Origin of the sequence: Streptomyces sp. 2323.1 (assembly GCF_900221035.1) — a bacterium.
GTDB lineage: Bacteria > Actinomycetota > Actinomycetes > Streptomycetales > Streptomycetaceae > Streptomyces > Streptomyces sioyaensis.
In genome coordinates, this window is sequence record NZ_LT907981.1 from 3,161,542 (window position 1) to 3,175,473 (window position 13,932).

12 protein-coding genes are annotated in these 13,932 nt (G+C 72.4%); 4 read left to right on the top strand and 8 right to left on the bottom strand.

All coding sequences use genetic code 11. The features are described 5' to 3' along the window. Positions 1-41: 41 nt before the first annotated feature. Positions 42-896, bottom strand: a complete 855-nt coding sequence (locus tag CPH93_RS13085; protein ID WP_096212947.1) for a bifunctional methylenetetrahydrofolate dehydrogenase/methenyltetrahydrofolate cyclohydrolase — start codon at positions 894-896, stop codon at positions 42-44. A 241-nt stretch (positions 897-1,137) separates the two neighbouring features. Between CPH93_RS13085 and CPH93_RS13090 the strand changes: the two genes are divergently transcribed. Continuing rightward, positions 1,138-1,854: an RDD family protein gene (locus CPH93_RS13090; protein WP_093484746.1), complete on the top strand. Its 717-nt coding sequence runs from the start codon at positions 1,138-1,140 to the stop codon at positions 1,852-1,854. A gap of 111 nt (positions 1,855-1,965) precedes the next feature. Continuing rightward, a complete protein-coding gene (locus CPH93_RS13095) occupies positions 1,966-2,520 on the top strand; it encodes a hypothetical protein (protein ID WP_093484745.1) in 555 nt (184 codons plus the stop codon). A gap of 66 nt (positions 2,521-2,586) precedes the next feature. On the opposite strand, the gene purH is transcribed toward CPH93_RS13095, so the two are convergent. Together purH and purN are read right to left on the bottom strand one after the other, a co-directional pair. Beyond that, positions 2,587-4,158, bottom strand: a complete 1,572-nt coding sequence (purH, locus tag CPH93_RS13100) for a bifunctional phosphoribosylaminoimidazolecarboxamide formyltransferase/IMP cyclohydrolase (RefSeq protein ID WP_093484744.1) — start codon at positions 4,156-4,158, stop codon at positions 2,587-2,589. Continuing rightward, on the bottom strand, positions 4,155-4,811 hold the full coding sequence (gene purN, locus CPH93_RS13105) for a phosphoribosylglycinamide formyltransferase (protein WP_093484743.1): 657 nt from the start codon (positions 4,809-4,811) through the stop codon (positions 4,155-4,157). The genes purH and purN overlap by 4 nt, the downstream gene beginning before the upstream one ends. Before the next feature lie 247 nt (positions 4,812-5,058). On the opposite strand from purN, the gene CPH93_RS13110 reads away from it, so the two are divergent. After that, the gene (locus CPH93_RS13110) at positions 5,059-5,934 is read left to right on the top strand and encodes a hypothetical protein (protein ID WP_173909804.1); all 876 of its coding nucleotides are present in this window, start codon (positions 5,059-5,061) and stop codon (positions 5,932-5,934) included. Between the two features lie 42 nt (positions 5,935-5,976). Here CPH93_RS13110 and CPH93_RS13115 read toward each other — a convergent pair whose 3' ends face one another. Beyond that, the gene (locus tag CPH93_RS13115) at positions 5,977-7,584 is read right to left on the bottom strand and encodes a cell division protein PerM (protein ID WP_096212948.1); all 1,608 of its coding nucleotides are present in this window, start codon (positions 7,582-7,584) and stop codon (positions 5,977-5,979) included. A 100-nt stretch (positions 7,585-7,684) separates the two neighbouring features. On the opposite strand from CPH93_RS13115, the gene CPH93_RS13120 reads away from it, so the two are divergent. Continuing rightward, entirely contained in the window at positions 7,685-8,599 is a 915-nt protein-coding gene (locus tag CPH93_RS13120) for a hypothetical protein (RefSeq protein WP_143053690.1), read from the top strand. 196 nt (positions 8,600-8,795) lie between these two features. On the opposite strand, the gene sucD is transcribed toward CPH93_RS13120, so the two are convergent. From sucD to CPH93_RS35740, 4 genes are all read right to left on the bottom strand, one after another. Next, positions 8,796-9,680 carry a succinate--CoA ligase subunit alpha gene (gene sucD, locus CPH93_RS13125; RefSeq protein ID WP_006603733.1) on the bottom strand — a complete coding sequence of 295 codons (885 nt, stop codon included), beginning with the start codon at positions 9,678-9,680 and terminating at the stop codon, positions 8,796-8,798. Between the two features lie 20 nt (positions 9,681-9,700). Then, positions 9,701-10,876 carry an ADP-forming succinate--CoA ligase subunit beta gene (gene sucC / locus CPH93_RS13130; protein WP_093484740.1) on the bottom strand — a complete coding sequence of 392 codons (1,176 nt, stop codon included), beginning with the start codon at positions 10,874-10,876 and terminating at the stop codon, positions 9,701-9,703. Positions 10,877-11,521: 645 nt separating this feature from the next. After that, complete coding sequence (locus CPH93_RS13135; RefSeq protein ID WP_096212949.1) at positions 11,522-12,880, bottom strand: hypothetical protein; 1,359 nt, start codon at positions 12,878-12,880, stop codon at positions 11,522-11,524. 94 nt (positions 12,881-12,974) lie between these two features. After that, positions 12,975-13,859: a hypothetical protein gene (locus CPH93_RS35740; protein WP_159394991.1), complete on the bottom strand. Its 885-nt coding sequence runs from the start codon at positions 13,857-13,859 to the stop codon at positions 12,975-12,977. Between the last annotated feature and the right edge of the window lie 73 nt (positions 13,860-13,932).

Genomic DNA, 13,932 nt, shown 5'->3' on the forward strand with positions numbered 1-13,932 from the left:
GTCTGTCAAGGACAGGGTCTCAGGTCCTCGGCCCGACGCCGTCAGCCGGCCGCGCGCTCGGCGGCCTCGACGACGTTGACCAGCAGCTGGGCGCGGGTCATCGGCCCGACACCGCCCGGGTTGGGGGCGACCCAGCCGGCCACCTCGGCCACGCCCGGGTGCACATCGCCGACGATCTTGCCCGCCTCGTCGCGGCTGACGCCGACATCCAGGACGGCCGCACCGGGCTTGACGTCCTCGGGCTTGATGATGTGCGGCACACCGGCCGCGGCGACGATGATGTCGGCCTGCTTGAGGTGCGACGACAGATCACGGGTGCCGGTGTGACACTGGGTGACCGTGGCGTTCTCCGACTTGCGGGTCAGCACCAGCGGCATCGGGCGGCCGATGGTGATCCCGCGGCCGACGACCACGACATGCGCGCCCTTGATCTCGACCTCGTGCCGCCGCAGCAGCTGGACGATGCCGTACGGGGTACAGGGCAGCGGGCCCTCGATGCCCAGGACCAGGCGGCCCAGGCTCATCGGGTGCAGCCCGTCGGCGTCCTTGGCCGGATCCATCAGCTCCAGGACCCGGTTCGCGTCGATGCCCTTGGGGAGCGGGAGTTGGACGATGTAGCCGGTGCAGGCCGGGTCCTCGTTCAGCTCCCGTACGACCGCCTCGATCTCCTCCTGGGTGGCGGTCGCCGGCAGCTCGCGCTGGATCGAGGCGATGCCGACCTGGGCGCAGTCGCGGTGCTTGCCGTTGACGTACCAGCGGCTGCCCGGGTCGTCGCCGACCAGGAGGGTGCCCAGGCCGGGCTGCACGCCCTTGGCCTTCAGGGCCTCGACGCGGGCGGTGAGCTCGGACTTGATAGCGGCTGCGGTGGCCTTGCCATCCAGAATCTGGGCAGTCATGCCCCCATCCTCCCGGATGAGGGCGGCTGCCTTCCAATCAGGGCACCCTGGGACGTCCGTGGCCGGAATTGATCATTGCACTTGCACAACGGCCACCGACCCCAACTGGACAGAGTGAATGCGCAACTAGAAGGATTGACGCGCAGTGCCGCAGGCATCGTCGGGGGGTCGCCAGTGAAACCTGTTTTTCCTCCGCGTCGCGCCACGCCGTACAGATGGACCCAACGGAGGAAAACCGCAGATGAGTTTCGGTGACCCGAACAACCCGTACAGCCAGCAGCCGCCGCAGGCCCCGTACGGCCAGCAGCCGCCCGTCCCGCCCCAGGGACAGCCCGGCTACGGTTACCCCCAGCAGGCCCCGCAGCAGCCGTACGGCTACCCCCAGCAGCAGCCCGTCCCGCCGCAGCAGGGGTACGGCTACCCGCAGCAGGCGGCCCCCTACGGCCAGCCGGGCATGCCGGGCATGGGGATGCCCACGGGGTACGCGAGCTGGGGTGCGCGGCTGTGCGCGCTGCTCATCGACGGTCTGATCGTGGGTCTGGTGCCCGGCATCCTGTACGGCATCGCGGCCATCATGGCGGCGTCCTCCGTGAGCGACTACGACAGCTGCGCCTACGACGACTACCAGTGCCGGGCGGACGCGGCCTCGGCCGGCCCGCCGGCCTTCGCCTTCGTCCTGATCGGCCTGGCCGCCCTGGCCGCCATGGCGGGCGGCATCTTCATGCTCGTCAAGGAAGGCAACACCGGCCAGACCGTGGGCAAGAAGGCCATGAGCATCCGGCTGGTCCGCGAGGACACCGGTCAGCCGCTCGGCTTCGGTATGGCCTTCGTCCGCCGCCTGGCGCACTTCCTCGACAGCATCGCCTGCTACATCGGCTGGCTGTGGCCGCTGTGGGACGACAAGGGCCAGACCTTCGCCGACAAGGCCGTCGGCTCGGTGGTCGTCAAGACCCAGTAAGCGGTTCGGGCCACGCCCCGGCCCGAGGTGCACCACTCCGCGAAGGCCCCCTCGCCACTGGGCGATCGGGGCCTTCGCGGCTCCGTTCACATCGCTTGAAGGACACCGCTTGTGAGTTATCCCCCTCAGAACCCTTACGGTCCGCCGCCGGGTCAGCAGCCCGGTTACGGCTATCCCCAGCAGCAGCCGTCGCCGTACGGCCCCTACCCGGGCGGTCAGATGCCCGGTATGCAGCCGCAGTACCCGGTGGTGATGCCCGGCGGGGTCAAGGCCGCGCGGGTGATCATGTTCGTGCTCGCCGGACTGAACGTCATCGGCCTGATCATCGCCGTGATCGGCCTGGGCAGCGTCAGCAAGGCCGCACACAACACCTCGCCGTACGACAGCGCGGACACCACCTCCGCGCTGAACGTCGGCAAGGGCCTCCTGATCTTCGTCATCGCGCTGATCGTGATCTTCACGGTGGTCGCGATCACGCTGGCCCTGCAGTTCGGCAACGGCGGCAAGGGCGTCCGGGTCGGCGCCATCGTCTTCGGAGTCGCCAACACCCTCGTGAGCCTGATGACCTTTCCGTTCGGGCTGGTGCACACCGTCCTCGGCATTCTGGTCATCGCGTTCATGGCGAAGGACGAGAGCAACCGCTGGTTCGTCCGGCCGCGTTACTGACCGCTGCGCGCACACGGCGAAGGGCCGCACCCCGGTCGGGGTGCGGCCCTTCGGCGTTGTCAGCTGTCAGTGGAAGAAGTGCCGGGTGCCGGTGAAGTACATCGTCACGCCGGCCTTCTTGGCGGCCTCTACGACGAGTTCGTCACGCACCGAACCGCCCGGCTGGACCACGGCCTTGATGCCGGCCGCCGTGAGGATCTCCAGGCCGTCCGGGAACGGGAAGAACGCGTCCGAGGCGGCGTACGAGCCCCGCGCGCGCTCCTCGCCGGCCCGCTCGACCGCGAGCTTCGCGGAGTCGACGCGGTTGACCTGGCCCATGCCGACGCCGACCGAGGCACCGTCCTTGGCGAGCAGGATCGCGTTGGACTTGACGGCGCGACAGGCCCGCCAGGCGAAGGCCAGCTCCGCGAGCTCGGCGGCGGGCAGCGCCTCGCCGGTGGCCAGCGTCCAGTTGGCCGGGTCGTCGCCCGCCGCCTGGAACACATCGGTGTGCTGGATGACCGCGCCACCGGAGAGGAACTTCACGTCGCCCGGCTGCGTCGGCAGGCCCTCGACCTTCAGGACGCGGATGTTCTTCTTCTTGGCGAGCACCTCGACCGCGCCGGGCTCGTACGCCGGGGCCGCGATGACCTCGGTGAAGATCTCCGCGACCTGCTCGGCCAGCTCGACCGTCACCGGGCGGTTGACGGCGATCACGCCGCCGTACGCCGAGAGCGGGTCGCAGGCGTGCGCCTTGCGGTGGGCCTCGGCGATGTCCGCGCCGACCGCGATGCCGCAGGGGTTCGCGTGCTTGATGATCGCGACACAGGGCTCGTCGTGGTCGAAGGCGGCCCGGCGCGCAGCCTCGGTGTCGATGTAGTTGTTGAAGGACATCTCCTTGCCGTGCAGCTGCTCGGCGTTGGCGATGCCGCCCGGCTCACCGTCCGTGTAGAGGGCGGCGGCCTGGTGCGGGTTCTCGCCGTACCGCAGGCTGCCCTTGCGCTCCAGGGTCGTGCCGACGAACTCCGGGAGGCCGTTGTAGTCGTCCTCGGGGGCGTAGAGGTCGGTGAACCAGGAGGCGACGGCGGTGTCGTACGCCGCCGTGTGCTGGAAGGCCTCCGCCGCCAGCCGCCGGCGCTCGGCGAGCCCGAAGCCGCCGGCCTCGACGGCCGTGAGGACCTCTCCGTAACGCGCGGGGTTGACGACGACGGCGACCGACGGGTGGTTCTTGGCGGCGGCACGGACCATCGAGGGGCCGCCGATGTCGATCTGCTCCACGCACTCGTCGGGCGTGGCACCGGAGGCGACGGTCTCCCGGAACGGGTAGAGGTTGACGATCACCAGGTCGAAGGGCTCGACGCCGAGCTCGGTCAGCTGCCGGCGGTGGTCCTCCAGGCGCAGGTCGGCCAGGATGCCGGCGTGCACCTTGGGGTGGAGGGTCTTGACCCGGCCGTCGAGGCACTCGGGGAAGCCCGTCAGCTCCTCGACCTTGGTGACCGGCACCCCGGCCGCGGCGATCTTCGCGGCCGTCGATCCGGTCGAGACGAGCTGGACGCCCGCCGCGTGCAGCCCCTGGGCCAGGTCCTCCAGCCCGGACTTGTCATAGACGCTGACCAGCGCGCGGCGGATGGGCCGCTGCGTACCTTCGGTGGCGGTCACGAGATACGTACCTTTCGTCCCTCAATGCGGTAGCCGTGCCGGGCCAGTTGCCCCACGACCTCGACGAGCAGCGATCGCTCGACTTCCTTGATGCGCTCATGCAGCGCGGATTCCTCGTCCTCGTCCCGGACCTCGACCACGCCCTGGGCGATGATCGGGCCGGTGTCGACCCCGTCGTCGACGAAGTGGACGGTGCATCCGGTGACCTTCGCGCCGTACGCGAGCGCATCGCGTACGCCATGGGCACCGGGAAAACTCGGCAGCAGCGCCGGGTGGGTGTTGACGATCCGGCCGCCGAAGCGGGCGAGGAACTCCTTGCCCAGGATCTTCATGAAGCCGGCCGAGACCACCAGATCGGGCTCGTACGCGGCGGTCGCCTCGGTCAGGGCCGCGTCCCAGTCCGTGCGGCTGTCGTAGTCCTTGACCCGGCAGACGAACGTCGGCAGCTGCGCGGACTCGGCACGCTCCAGCCCCTTGATCTCGCCACGGTCGGCGCCGACGGCCACGATCTCGGCCCCGTAGACCTCGGGGCCTTGCTCGGCGATGGCGTCCAGCAGCGCCTGCAGGTTCGTGCCGGAACCCGAGACGAGCACGACGAGGCGGGCCGGACGGCCGGGTCGGGCGGACGGGGCGGGGGCTGGGGAGGAAGCCACGGCGGGGCTCTCTTTTCCGATCTCGCGTGCTTTGTGTGGTCGTACAAGACTGCGGGTACCGCAGATCCGGGGAACCCTACGAAGGCGCCGACCGTCAGCAACGATACCGGCACACCGCGCGGCCCCCACGGGACGGGGGCGGGCACGGGAGGTAGCGTCAGGCGTAAGACTGCATGCAGTTCGTGGTAACCGGGCGCCGGTCGCGAAGGCCCGCGTACGGACGAGACAAGGGGAAGACGCACACCAGATGACGGACCGACGCCGCCGCGCGGCCCTCCTGCTTTCGCTGCCCGCCACCGCCCCCGGGACGGTGCTGCTGCCGCGTGAGCGCAAGCCGTCGTCGGCTTCCCCGGACCCTGGCACGCCGGACTCCGCGGGCTCCGACCGCGACAACCCCTTCGCGCCGCCGCCGGCCGACGCCCCCGACCAGGAGTGGCGCCCGCGCCACCCCGCCGGCCCGGACGGTCAGGACGGACAGGACGGGCAGGACGAGGACGGGGCGCCGTCGAAGGACGATGCGGCGCCGAGCTGGGGCAACCAGTGGAGCCCGCGGCAGCCGGGCCGGCAGAACGGCGGCTTCGGCACCCGGCCGGGCGGCCGCGGCGGCCCGCAGAGCGGCGGCCCCGGTGGCTCCGGCGGCGGGCTGCGCTGGGACCCCACCGACCCGGCCCAGCGCCGGGCGCGCTATGCGCTGCTCGCCGGTATGTGGGCGTTCTTCTGCGTGCTCTTCAGCCTGCCGGAGGTCGCGCTGCTGCTGGCTGCGCTGGCGCTCTACTGGGGCGTCAGCGCCCTGCGCGCCAAGCCGGACTCCTCGAAGGCCACCGCCGCGGCGACCACCGCCGCCATGGAGGGCCGCCCCGCCCCCGCCACCGAGCCGGCCCCGGGCGGGCAGCCGGGCGCGACGTCCTCCCAGGGCAGCACCCGCCCGCAGGTCACGGCGGCGATCGCGGGCCTGGTGACTGCGTCGCTGGCGCTGATGATGGTGGCCGCGACCTTCACCGTGCAGATCGTCTACCGCGACTACTTCACCTGCGTGAACGACGCCCTGACCCAGTCCTCCGGCAAGTCTTGCGAGAAGCTGCTGCCGAAGGAGCTGCGGCCGTTGCTGAGCAATCGGGAGTAGGGGCGGGGCGCGTCCCGTTGGTGCCCAGTTGGGCGGGCGGGGTCAGGCGACGGATTCGGGGGCGGTGACGGGGGCGGTTCCGGCCGCGGCGTCCCGCTTCCCTTCGCCCTCCTCCTCGCCCGCGTCGTCTCTCCCGCTCCCGTTCCACGCGCCCTTGGCGCCTTGCAGGGCCCTGGCGACCTTTGCGGCCGTCGCGGCCTTGGCGGCCTTGGCGGCCGTCAAGCCCTTCGCGCCCGTCCGTCCGCCATTCGCACTCTCCGCGCCCTCCGCGCTCTCCTGGTTCTCCGCAGCCGCAGGCTCGCCCCGGCCCTCCGGGTCCGCCCGCCGTCCCCTATGCCGCCGCCAGGCCCGTAGCACGACCGCGCCGGGGATGCCGGTGAGGGCGGTCCAGCCCGCCGCCGCCAGGCCCGTACGCCACCAGCTCGGGCCGAAGGCGGCGAGGGCGCCGGTGCCCAGTGCGCCACCGGAGAGGCCGGCGAGCAGGGCCATGGCGACGCCGCAGAAGCCGGCGCCCAGGGCCGCCACACAGGCCGTCACCCACCATGACCAGGGCCCGCCCGGGGCGCCGGACGGCTCCGCGGTACGGGCCACCGAGCGGGCGAGCAGCGCCCCCGCGACCAGCGGCAGGACGGCCACCGCCCAGGTCAGCGGGCCTCCCGGGCCGGCGTCCGGCACCCCGCCGAGCAGCGGCAGCTGTGGCAGCACGGGATGGGCCGAGGTGCCCAGCGGGCCGACCGTGCTGCCCGCGCCGACCGTGAAGCCGGGCCCCAGGCCGTACGCGGTGCCCCACACGGCCGCGTTGGGGAGCAGCACCAGGCACAGCAGCAGCACCGTGGCACGGCTGGCCCAGTCGGGCGCCAGCTGGAGGAGGTCGTGGCCCACCCGGCCGGCGTGCAGGCCGAGGCCGAGGAGGGTGAGCAGGGCGCCGGAGCCGAGCAGGGCGGCGAGGGCGTAGCCGGCGGCCCGGCCGGCGGCGGCACACCGCGCGCCGCTGAAGAAGGTGCGCAGGCCGTCCGGGACCCGGGCGCAGGCGCGCAGCGCCCGGTCGGGCAGCAGATCGGCGCCGGGGTGGCGCAGCAGGCGCCAGGCCGTGGCGGCGAGCGTGGCGACCGCGGTGGCCGGGACGTACACCAGCACGCTGAGGGGCTCGGCGCTCAGCCCGCCGGCGCAGGCGTAGAGCAGCGCGCCGGCCGCGATGCACAGATAGCCGGTGAGCAGCGCCCCGAGCAGGGTGCGCGGCGCGACCACGGAGACGGCGCCGGGACCGTCGCCGGGGGCCGGACGGCTGTCGGCCGCGGTCGCCAGGGCATGGCGGGCGGCCCGGTGCAGCAGCCAGACCGGAAGGACCACGAGCAGCAGCGGGGTCACCGCGACCGGGGCCGGGACGCCGGAGTGGGTCCCGGTGCGCACCAGATCACCGCCGTGCGCCAGCAGCCACAGGTCGGCGGCGAGATGCAGGGCCCGGGACGGGCCGCTGTCGGGCGAGGGGGAAGCGACCCAGAGCAGCAGCACGGCGACCGTCAGCGCGCCGAGCCCGAGGCCGGCGGCCGTCACACCGCCGAGGAAGGCCGCGCCGATCGCCGACGAGCGCTCGGCGGCGGTGCGGCCGTGCGAGGACAACGCGGGGCCACGATCGGTGAACTGGCTCACGCCGCCATGCTGCCAACAAGTGGCGTTTCCTCCATGGACTGACGAAATGCCCGACGTGTCGCGGTACATATGCTTCTGCGGGTTTTCCACACTGCTGTGTATGACCCAGCCGTGTATGACCCAGCGCGAGCAGGCCGCCACCGCCTTCGACGCACTCCACACCCGGCACGCAGCCGCGCTGACCCAGCAGGCGTTTCTGCTCACCGGCCGGCCACGGCTGGCGCAGCGGGCGGTGGAGCGCGGGTTCCGGCTGGCCTGGCAACGCTGGCCGCAGGTCGCGGTGGATCCGGACCCGGCCGGGTGGGTGCGGGCGGCCACCTATGAGTACGCGCTGGCGCCGTGGCACCGGCTGTGCCCCGGGCTGCGCACCGCCCGTATGCCGGACCGGCTCGCCGCGCCGGCCGAGCCGTCGGACCAGGCGCTGCTGGTGACGCTGCTGAGCCTGCCGGCGCCGTACCGGCGGACGCTGGTGCTGCACGACGGGGTGGGGCTCGGGCTGGGCGAGACCGCGGCGGAGATCGAGGCGAGCACCCCGGCCGCGGCCGGGCGGCTGGCCCATGCGCGCGAGCAGATCGCCGAGCGGCTGCCGGAGTTGGGGCTCGGCGGGCGCCCGCCGGCACGGCAGGGCGAGATCCTGCGGGCCCGGCTCGCCAGGCTGGCGGCCGCGGAGCAGATGCCGCCGCCCTCGGCGGAGTTCGTACGGTCCGGCAGCGAGCGCAGCGCCGAGCGGACCACGCGGGCCGTCTTCGGGCTGATCGGGCTGTTCGCGCTGGTCACGCTGTTGACGGTGATCGTCACGCCGGATCACCACACACCGCCGGGGCAGTCGATGTCGCGGGTGCCGCAGGCCCCGGTGGCACCGGAACGGCACCGGCACCGTGACGAGAGCGCACACAAGGCCAGGGGTGCACACAGGGCAGGGAGTGCACACAAGGCAAGGGGTGCACACCGGCACGGGAACGAGGCCGTACGGAAGCGGCTCCGGCAGGCCCGGCTGAGGCCCGAGAGCCGTTAGCGGCAGGGGCCCGAGCGGGGGCGCCGGGCGGCCGTGCTGATCCGTCCGTTCCGGCCCAACGCACCGCCGGACCCTCCCCCGGTGACCGGCCCCGGCACGGCGGAAGGAGCTTCCGCCGCGACGGTGCGGGGTCACCGGAGCGAGGGTCCGGCGGTGTCGATGACGGACGCCGCGAGGACGTCCATCCGTGGCGCAATCAGCCGCCGAGGATCTCGCGGGCGAGCCGCGCGGTCTCGGACGGGGTCTTGCCGACCTTGACGCCGGCGGCCTCCAGGGCCTCCTTCTTCGCCTGGGCGGTGCCGGAGGAGCCGGAGACGATGGCGCCGGCGTGGCCCATGGTCTTGCCCTCGGGCGCGGTGAAGCCCGCGACGTAGCCGACGACCGGCTTGGAGACGTTGGCCTTGATGAAGTCGGCCGCACGCTCCTCGGCGTCGCCGCCGATCTCGCCGATCATCACGATCAGGTCGGTGTCGGGGTCCGCCTCGAACGCCGCGAGGGCGTCGATGTGCGTGGTGCCGATGACCGGGTCGCCACCGATGCCGACGGCCGAGGAGAAGCCGATGTCACGGAGCTCGTACATCATCTGGTAGGTCAGCGTGCCCGACTTGGACACCAGACCGATGCGGCCGGGCTTGGTGATGTCGCCCGGGATGATGCCGGCGTTGGACTGGCCGGGGGTGATCAGGCCGGGGCAGTTCGGGCCGATGATCCGGGTCTTGTTGCCCTTGGACTTCGCGTACGCCCAGAAGGCGGCGGAGTCGTGCACCGCGATGCCCTCGGTGATCACGACGGCCAGCGGGATCTCGGCGTCGATCGCCTCGACGACGGCGGCCTTGGCGAAGGCCGGCGGCACGAAGAGCACGGACACGTCGGCGCCGGTCTTCTCCATCGCCTCGGCGACCGAGCCGAAGACGGGCACGTCGGTGCCGTCGAAGTCGACGCTGGTGCCGGCCTTGCGGGGGTTCACACCGCCGACGATGTTGGTGCCGTCACCGAGCATCAGCTTGGTGTGCTTCATGCCAGTGGCACCGGTCATGCCCTGGACGATGACCTTGCTTTCCTTGGTCAGAAAGATAGCCATGGTTGTTGTGTCCTCGTCCTTTACTTAGCAGCCAGCTCGGCGGCCTTGTCGGCCGCGCCGTCCATGGTGTCCACGCGCTGCACCAGCGGGTGGTTGGCCTCCGACAGGATCTGGCGACCCAGCTCGGCGTTGTTGCCGTCGAGGCGCACAACCAGGGGCTTGTTGACGTCCTCACCCTTGGACTTGAGCAGCTCCAGCGCCTGCACGATGCCGTTGGCGACCTCGTCACAGGCGGTGATGCCGCCGAAGACGTTGACGAAGACGGACTTGACGTCCGGGTCGCCGAGGATGATCTCCAGGCCGTTCGCCATGACCTCGGCGGAGGCGCCGCCACCGATGTCGAGGAAGTTGGCGGGCTTGACGTTGTTGTGCTTCTCGCCGGCGTAGGCGACGACGTCCAGGGTGCTCATGACGAGGCCCGCGCCGTTGCCGATGATGCCGACCTGGCCGTCGAGCTTGACGTAGTTCAGGCCCTTGGCCTTGGCCGCAGCCTCGAGCGGGTTGGCTGCGTCCTTGTCCTCCAGCGCCTCGTGGTCCGGCTGACGGAACTCGGCGTTCTCGTCGAGGGAGACCTTGCCGTCGAGGGCGAGGACATCGCCGTTGGCGACCTTGGCGAGCGGGTTGACCTCGACGAGGAGCGCGTCCTCGGCGATGAAGGTCTTCCACAGGGTGACCAGAACGTCGGCGACCTGGTCGGCAACCTCGGCCGGGAACTTCGCCGCGGCGACGATCTCCTGGGCCTTCTCCTTGGAGACGCCCTCGTTGGCGTCCACCGGGATCTTGGCGAGCTTCTCGGGGGTCTTCTCCGCGACCTCTTCGATGTCCATGCCGCCGGCGACGGAGGCCATGGCCAGGAAGGTGCGGTTGGTGCGGTCGAGGAGGTACGAGACGTAGTACTCCTCGGCGATCTCCGGAGCGGTCTCGGCGATCATCACCTTGTGGACCGTGTGGCCCTTGATGTCCATGCCGAGGATGTCCGTCGCGCGGGCGACGGCCTCGTCCGGGGTCGCGGCAAGCTTGACGCCGCCGGCCTTGCCACGGCCACCGACCTTCACCTGCGCCTTGACGACAGACTTGCCGCCCAGCCGCTCGGTCGCCTCGCGGGCTGCCTCAGGCGTGTCGATGACTTCACCGGCCAGCACCGGTACACCGTGCTTGGCGAAGAGGTCCCTCGCCTGGTACTCGAACAGGTCCACGCGCGTCCGTCCCTTGTCTTTTCAGAATCGCCGTAGTGATCGCGGATCGTTGTCTGCGATGGGCGTGCCGCGAAGGGCAACGTGACGGCGCTGTCACAGGGGAGGCGTACACGGTGACCGGATACGCGGCATGTCCGTCCCGCAGGTTATCGCCGCGGGCCGTGAGCCCCTAAATCACAGATCACACTCCAGCGGTGATTACCATCACAGATCTTTTGGCCAAGTTACGCCTCCTCGGGATTTCCGCATGTCGGCGGCGAAGGGGGGCTGATCGGCGGGGCTCTTATGCGCCGTGCTGTTACGCGACTGGGCTGTGGCTTCGTGGGGGATGTGCGCTGGTGAGTGGCCATGCGGGAGGCGGGGGGCTGGGTGATGGGGGCAGCCGGGGGGGCGGGCGGCGTGGTGAGGGAGGCCGTGCGGGAGCGGGGGCCAGGTCCGGGGCGGGGCAGGGAGTAGGAGCCGGACCGGGGGCCGGGGGCCGGGGGCCGGGGCTCAACTCCGTTGCGTCGGTGGCCTGTTGCCAGGGCCGGGGAAACACCAAAGCCGGGCGGTCCTCCCCCACAGAGGTCCGCCCGGCTGTTCACGGGTGTTCCGGCATCGGCTGCCGCCGCAGCCGATGAACCGGTGCTACTGGTCCCGCGAGTCTCAGATGCCCTGGACCGGGAGGGCGGGCAGCGCCGGGATGTTGGCGGCGTTGGTGAGGTCGGACAGCTCGGCCGGCACGGCCGGGACGGCGACGGCGTTGGCCAGGCCGGCCGGAACGGCGTCGGCCACGTTGCCGGGCACGGCGGGCACGGACGGGACGGCGACCGCGTCGGTCAGGTTGCCCGGAACGGCGGGGACGGCGGGCACGGACGGGACGGCCGGGACGGCCACCGCGTCGGTCACGTTGCCCGGAACCGCGGGCACGGCCGGCACGGACGGCACCGAGGGCACGGACGGAACGGCCGGGACCGAAGGCACGGACGGAACCGACGGCACGGACTTCACCGGCGTCAGGCCCTTCGCGCCGGCGACGGCCTGGCCGGCGGTGCCCTGGGCGTCGGTGGCGACAACGGTGGTCAGGCCCTTCGCGAACGGAGTGGCGTCACCGGCCACACCCTGCGCGAACGGGGCGGCGTGGGCCGCGACGCCCTTGGCGGCCGGCACCACCTCGCCGGCGGCACCCTGCACGAACAGCTGCGCGTGGCCGGCGACCGTGATCACGAACGGGGTCGCCTGGCCGGCCGCGTCACCGGCGAGCTGACCGGCGTTGCCGACCGCGCCCTGGGCGACCGGGACGACCTTGACCACGGCCCGGCGGGCGACGGGCGGCAGCACGTCGGAGGCCGCGTTGTCGACGACCGGACGGGCGGTGGCCAGACCGTTCTTGGCCTGGTTCGTCAGCTGCTCGGGGCGGACACCCGCACCGGCGAGACCGGCCAGCAGGTTGTCGACCGAACCGGGCGCCTTGGGCAGCGCGGGGGCCTTGGGCAGCGCCGGAGTGGCGGGCAGGCCCTTGGGCAGGCCGCCGGGGAGCTGGGCGGAGGGGATGCCCGTGGCGGGCAGCGCCGGGACGGCGGGCAGCGTGCCGTTGGTGAGTCGGCCGGCCTTGCCCAGGTCGGCGGCCTTCGCGGTCTTCTTGACGGCCTTGACGGCCTTCTTCGCCTTCTTCACGTCGGCGGTCTTGCGGACCGCACCGGTGTCCGGCAGGCCGAGGCCGTGGGTCAGCTTCTGCACGCCGTCCGTCGAGGGCAGGTTCTGGGTCGGCACACCGCCGCCGAGGACACCGGTGGCCTTGCCCGCCGTCTGCTCGACGGTGTCGGTGACCTTCTGGGTGGTCTTCGTCGCGGTGCCGGTCACGTCGCCGGTGGGCAGCTGCTTGGCGGTGTCGGTCACCGTGCCGGCGGACGGCAGGTCACCGGCGGTGGGCAGCTCGGCGGCGTTGGCAGCGACGGAGCCCAGGGCCCACAGTCCGGTGGCGGCAGCGGCAACGACGATGGAACGGCGGATGTTGGAGCGCATGGAGGTGAAGTCCTTCGAATTCAAAAGGGGTGAAAGGGCAGACCTGTCCCGCCCCCGCGCGGCAGGTCCAGTTACAGACGCGGAGCGGTCTGCCCTAGCCCGGGAATTCGAGGATTTCTTCGGCACGCCGACGCGTCGGAGCGCCATCGGCCGTGCGGACGCCACCGGGAATCAGCCGGAAGCGCAGGGAGTTCGCCGGATCGGCGGCGTGCTGGTCCCCGCCACGGGGGCCGTGGCCGTCACCCGCGTTGTGCGAGGCCGGCGCCACCGGGCCCTGCGGGAAGTTCCCCGGAAGGCCGTGGTGGCCCGGGTCCCGCTGCTCGTGGACGGTGGCCGAGGGGTGCTCGGCGGCCGGCGTGCGCAGGCCGTCGATGAGCCCCGACCGGGCCGCGCCCGCGTGGGCCGTTGCGCCGGCCGTGCACGAATCTGCCGGCCGGTCACCGCCCGGCGTACGGCCGTGCTGCTGCGCACCGCCGTCTCCGGGGCGACCGGCGTGCTCACCGGACGGGAGGTGTACGGGCAGCGCGGCACCGGCCGAGTCCCCGAGCTCCCGCACGACGCGGCTCACCGGCTGGGTGACCCTGCCGGTGGCCGATGCGGCCTTGTCGGCGGCGGGCCGTACGGCGTCGCTCACCGCGTCGGACGCGTCGTGGGCGCGCTCGGCCAGCTTGGCTTCGGAACCCTTGCCCTGCGGCGCCAACGCGGCTCCGGAGCCGGAGAGTTGATCCGCCCGGCCCGCCTGGTCCGCCGCCCCGTCCCGGGTGGCGGCCCGGTCCGGAGTGGACGCCTCGGCCGGGGCCTTGGCCGGGGCCGTGACCCCGGGCAGGTCCGCTGTCCGGTCGGCGGCATGGGCGCCGGGGCCGAAGGCGAAGCCGAGGGCGGCAAAGCCCACCAGGAAGAGCCCGGCCAGCAGCGCACGCCGCACGGCCACCGTGCGCGGCAGGCGCACGGCAGCAGGCAGGGCGAGCACAGCGGACAAGGAGGGGACCTTCCCATACGGACGGGGACAACCGGGCACAAGCCTCGGCGTCACGCGCGTCGCGGGCGATCGA

Coding starts and splice junctions, on each gene's coding strand:
- CPH93_RS13085 (WP_096212947.1), bottom strand. CDS start 896: ATGACTGCCCAGATTCTGGATGGCAAGGCCACCGCAGCCGCTATCAAG.
- CPH93_RS13135 (WP_096212949.1), bottom strand. CDS start 12,880: ATGCGCTCCAACATCCGCCGTTCCATCGTCGTTGCCGCTGCCGCCACC.
- CPH93_RS13090 (WP_093484746.1), top strand. CDS start 1,138: ATGAGTTTCGGTGACCCGAACAACCCGTACAGCCAGCAGCCGCCGCAG.
- CPH93_RS13110 (WP_173909804.1), top strand. CDS start 5,059: ATGACGGACCGACGCCGCCGCGCGGCCCTCCTGCTTTCGCTGCCCGCC.
- sucD (WP_006603733.1), bottom strand. CDS start 9,680: ATGGCTATCTTTCTGACCAAGGAAAGCAAGGTCATCGTCCAGGGCATG.
- CPH93_RS13120 (WP_143053690.1), top strand. CDS start 7,685: ATGACCCAGCCGTGTATGACCCAGCGCGAGCAGGCCGCCACCGCCTTC.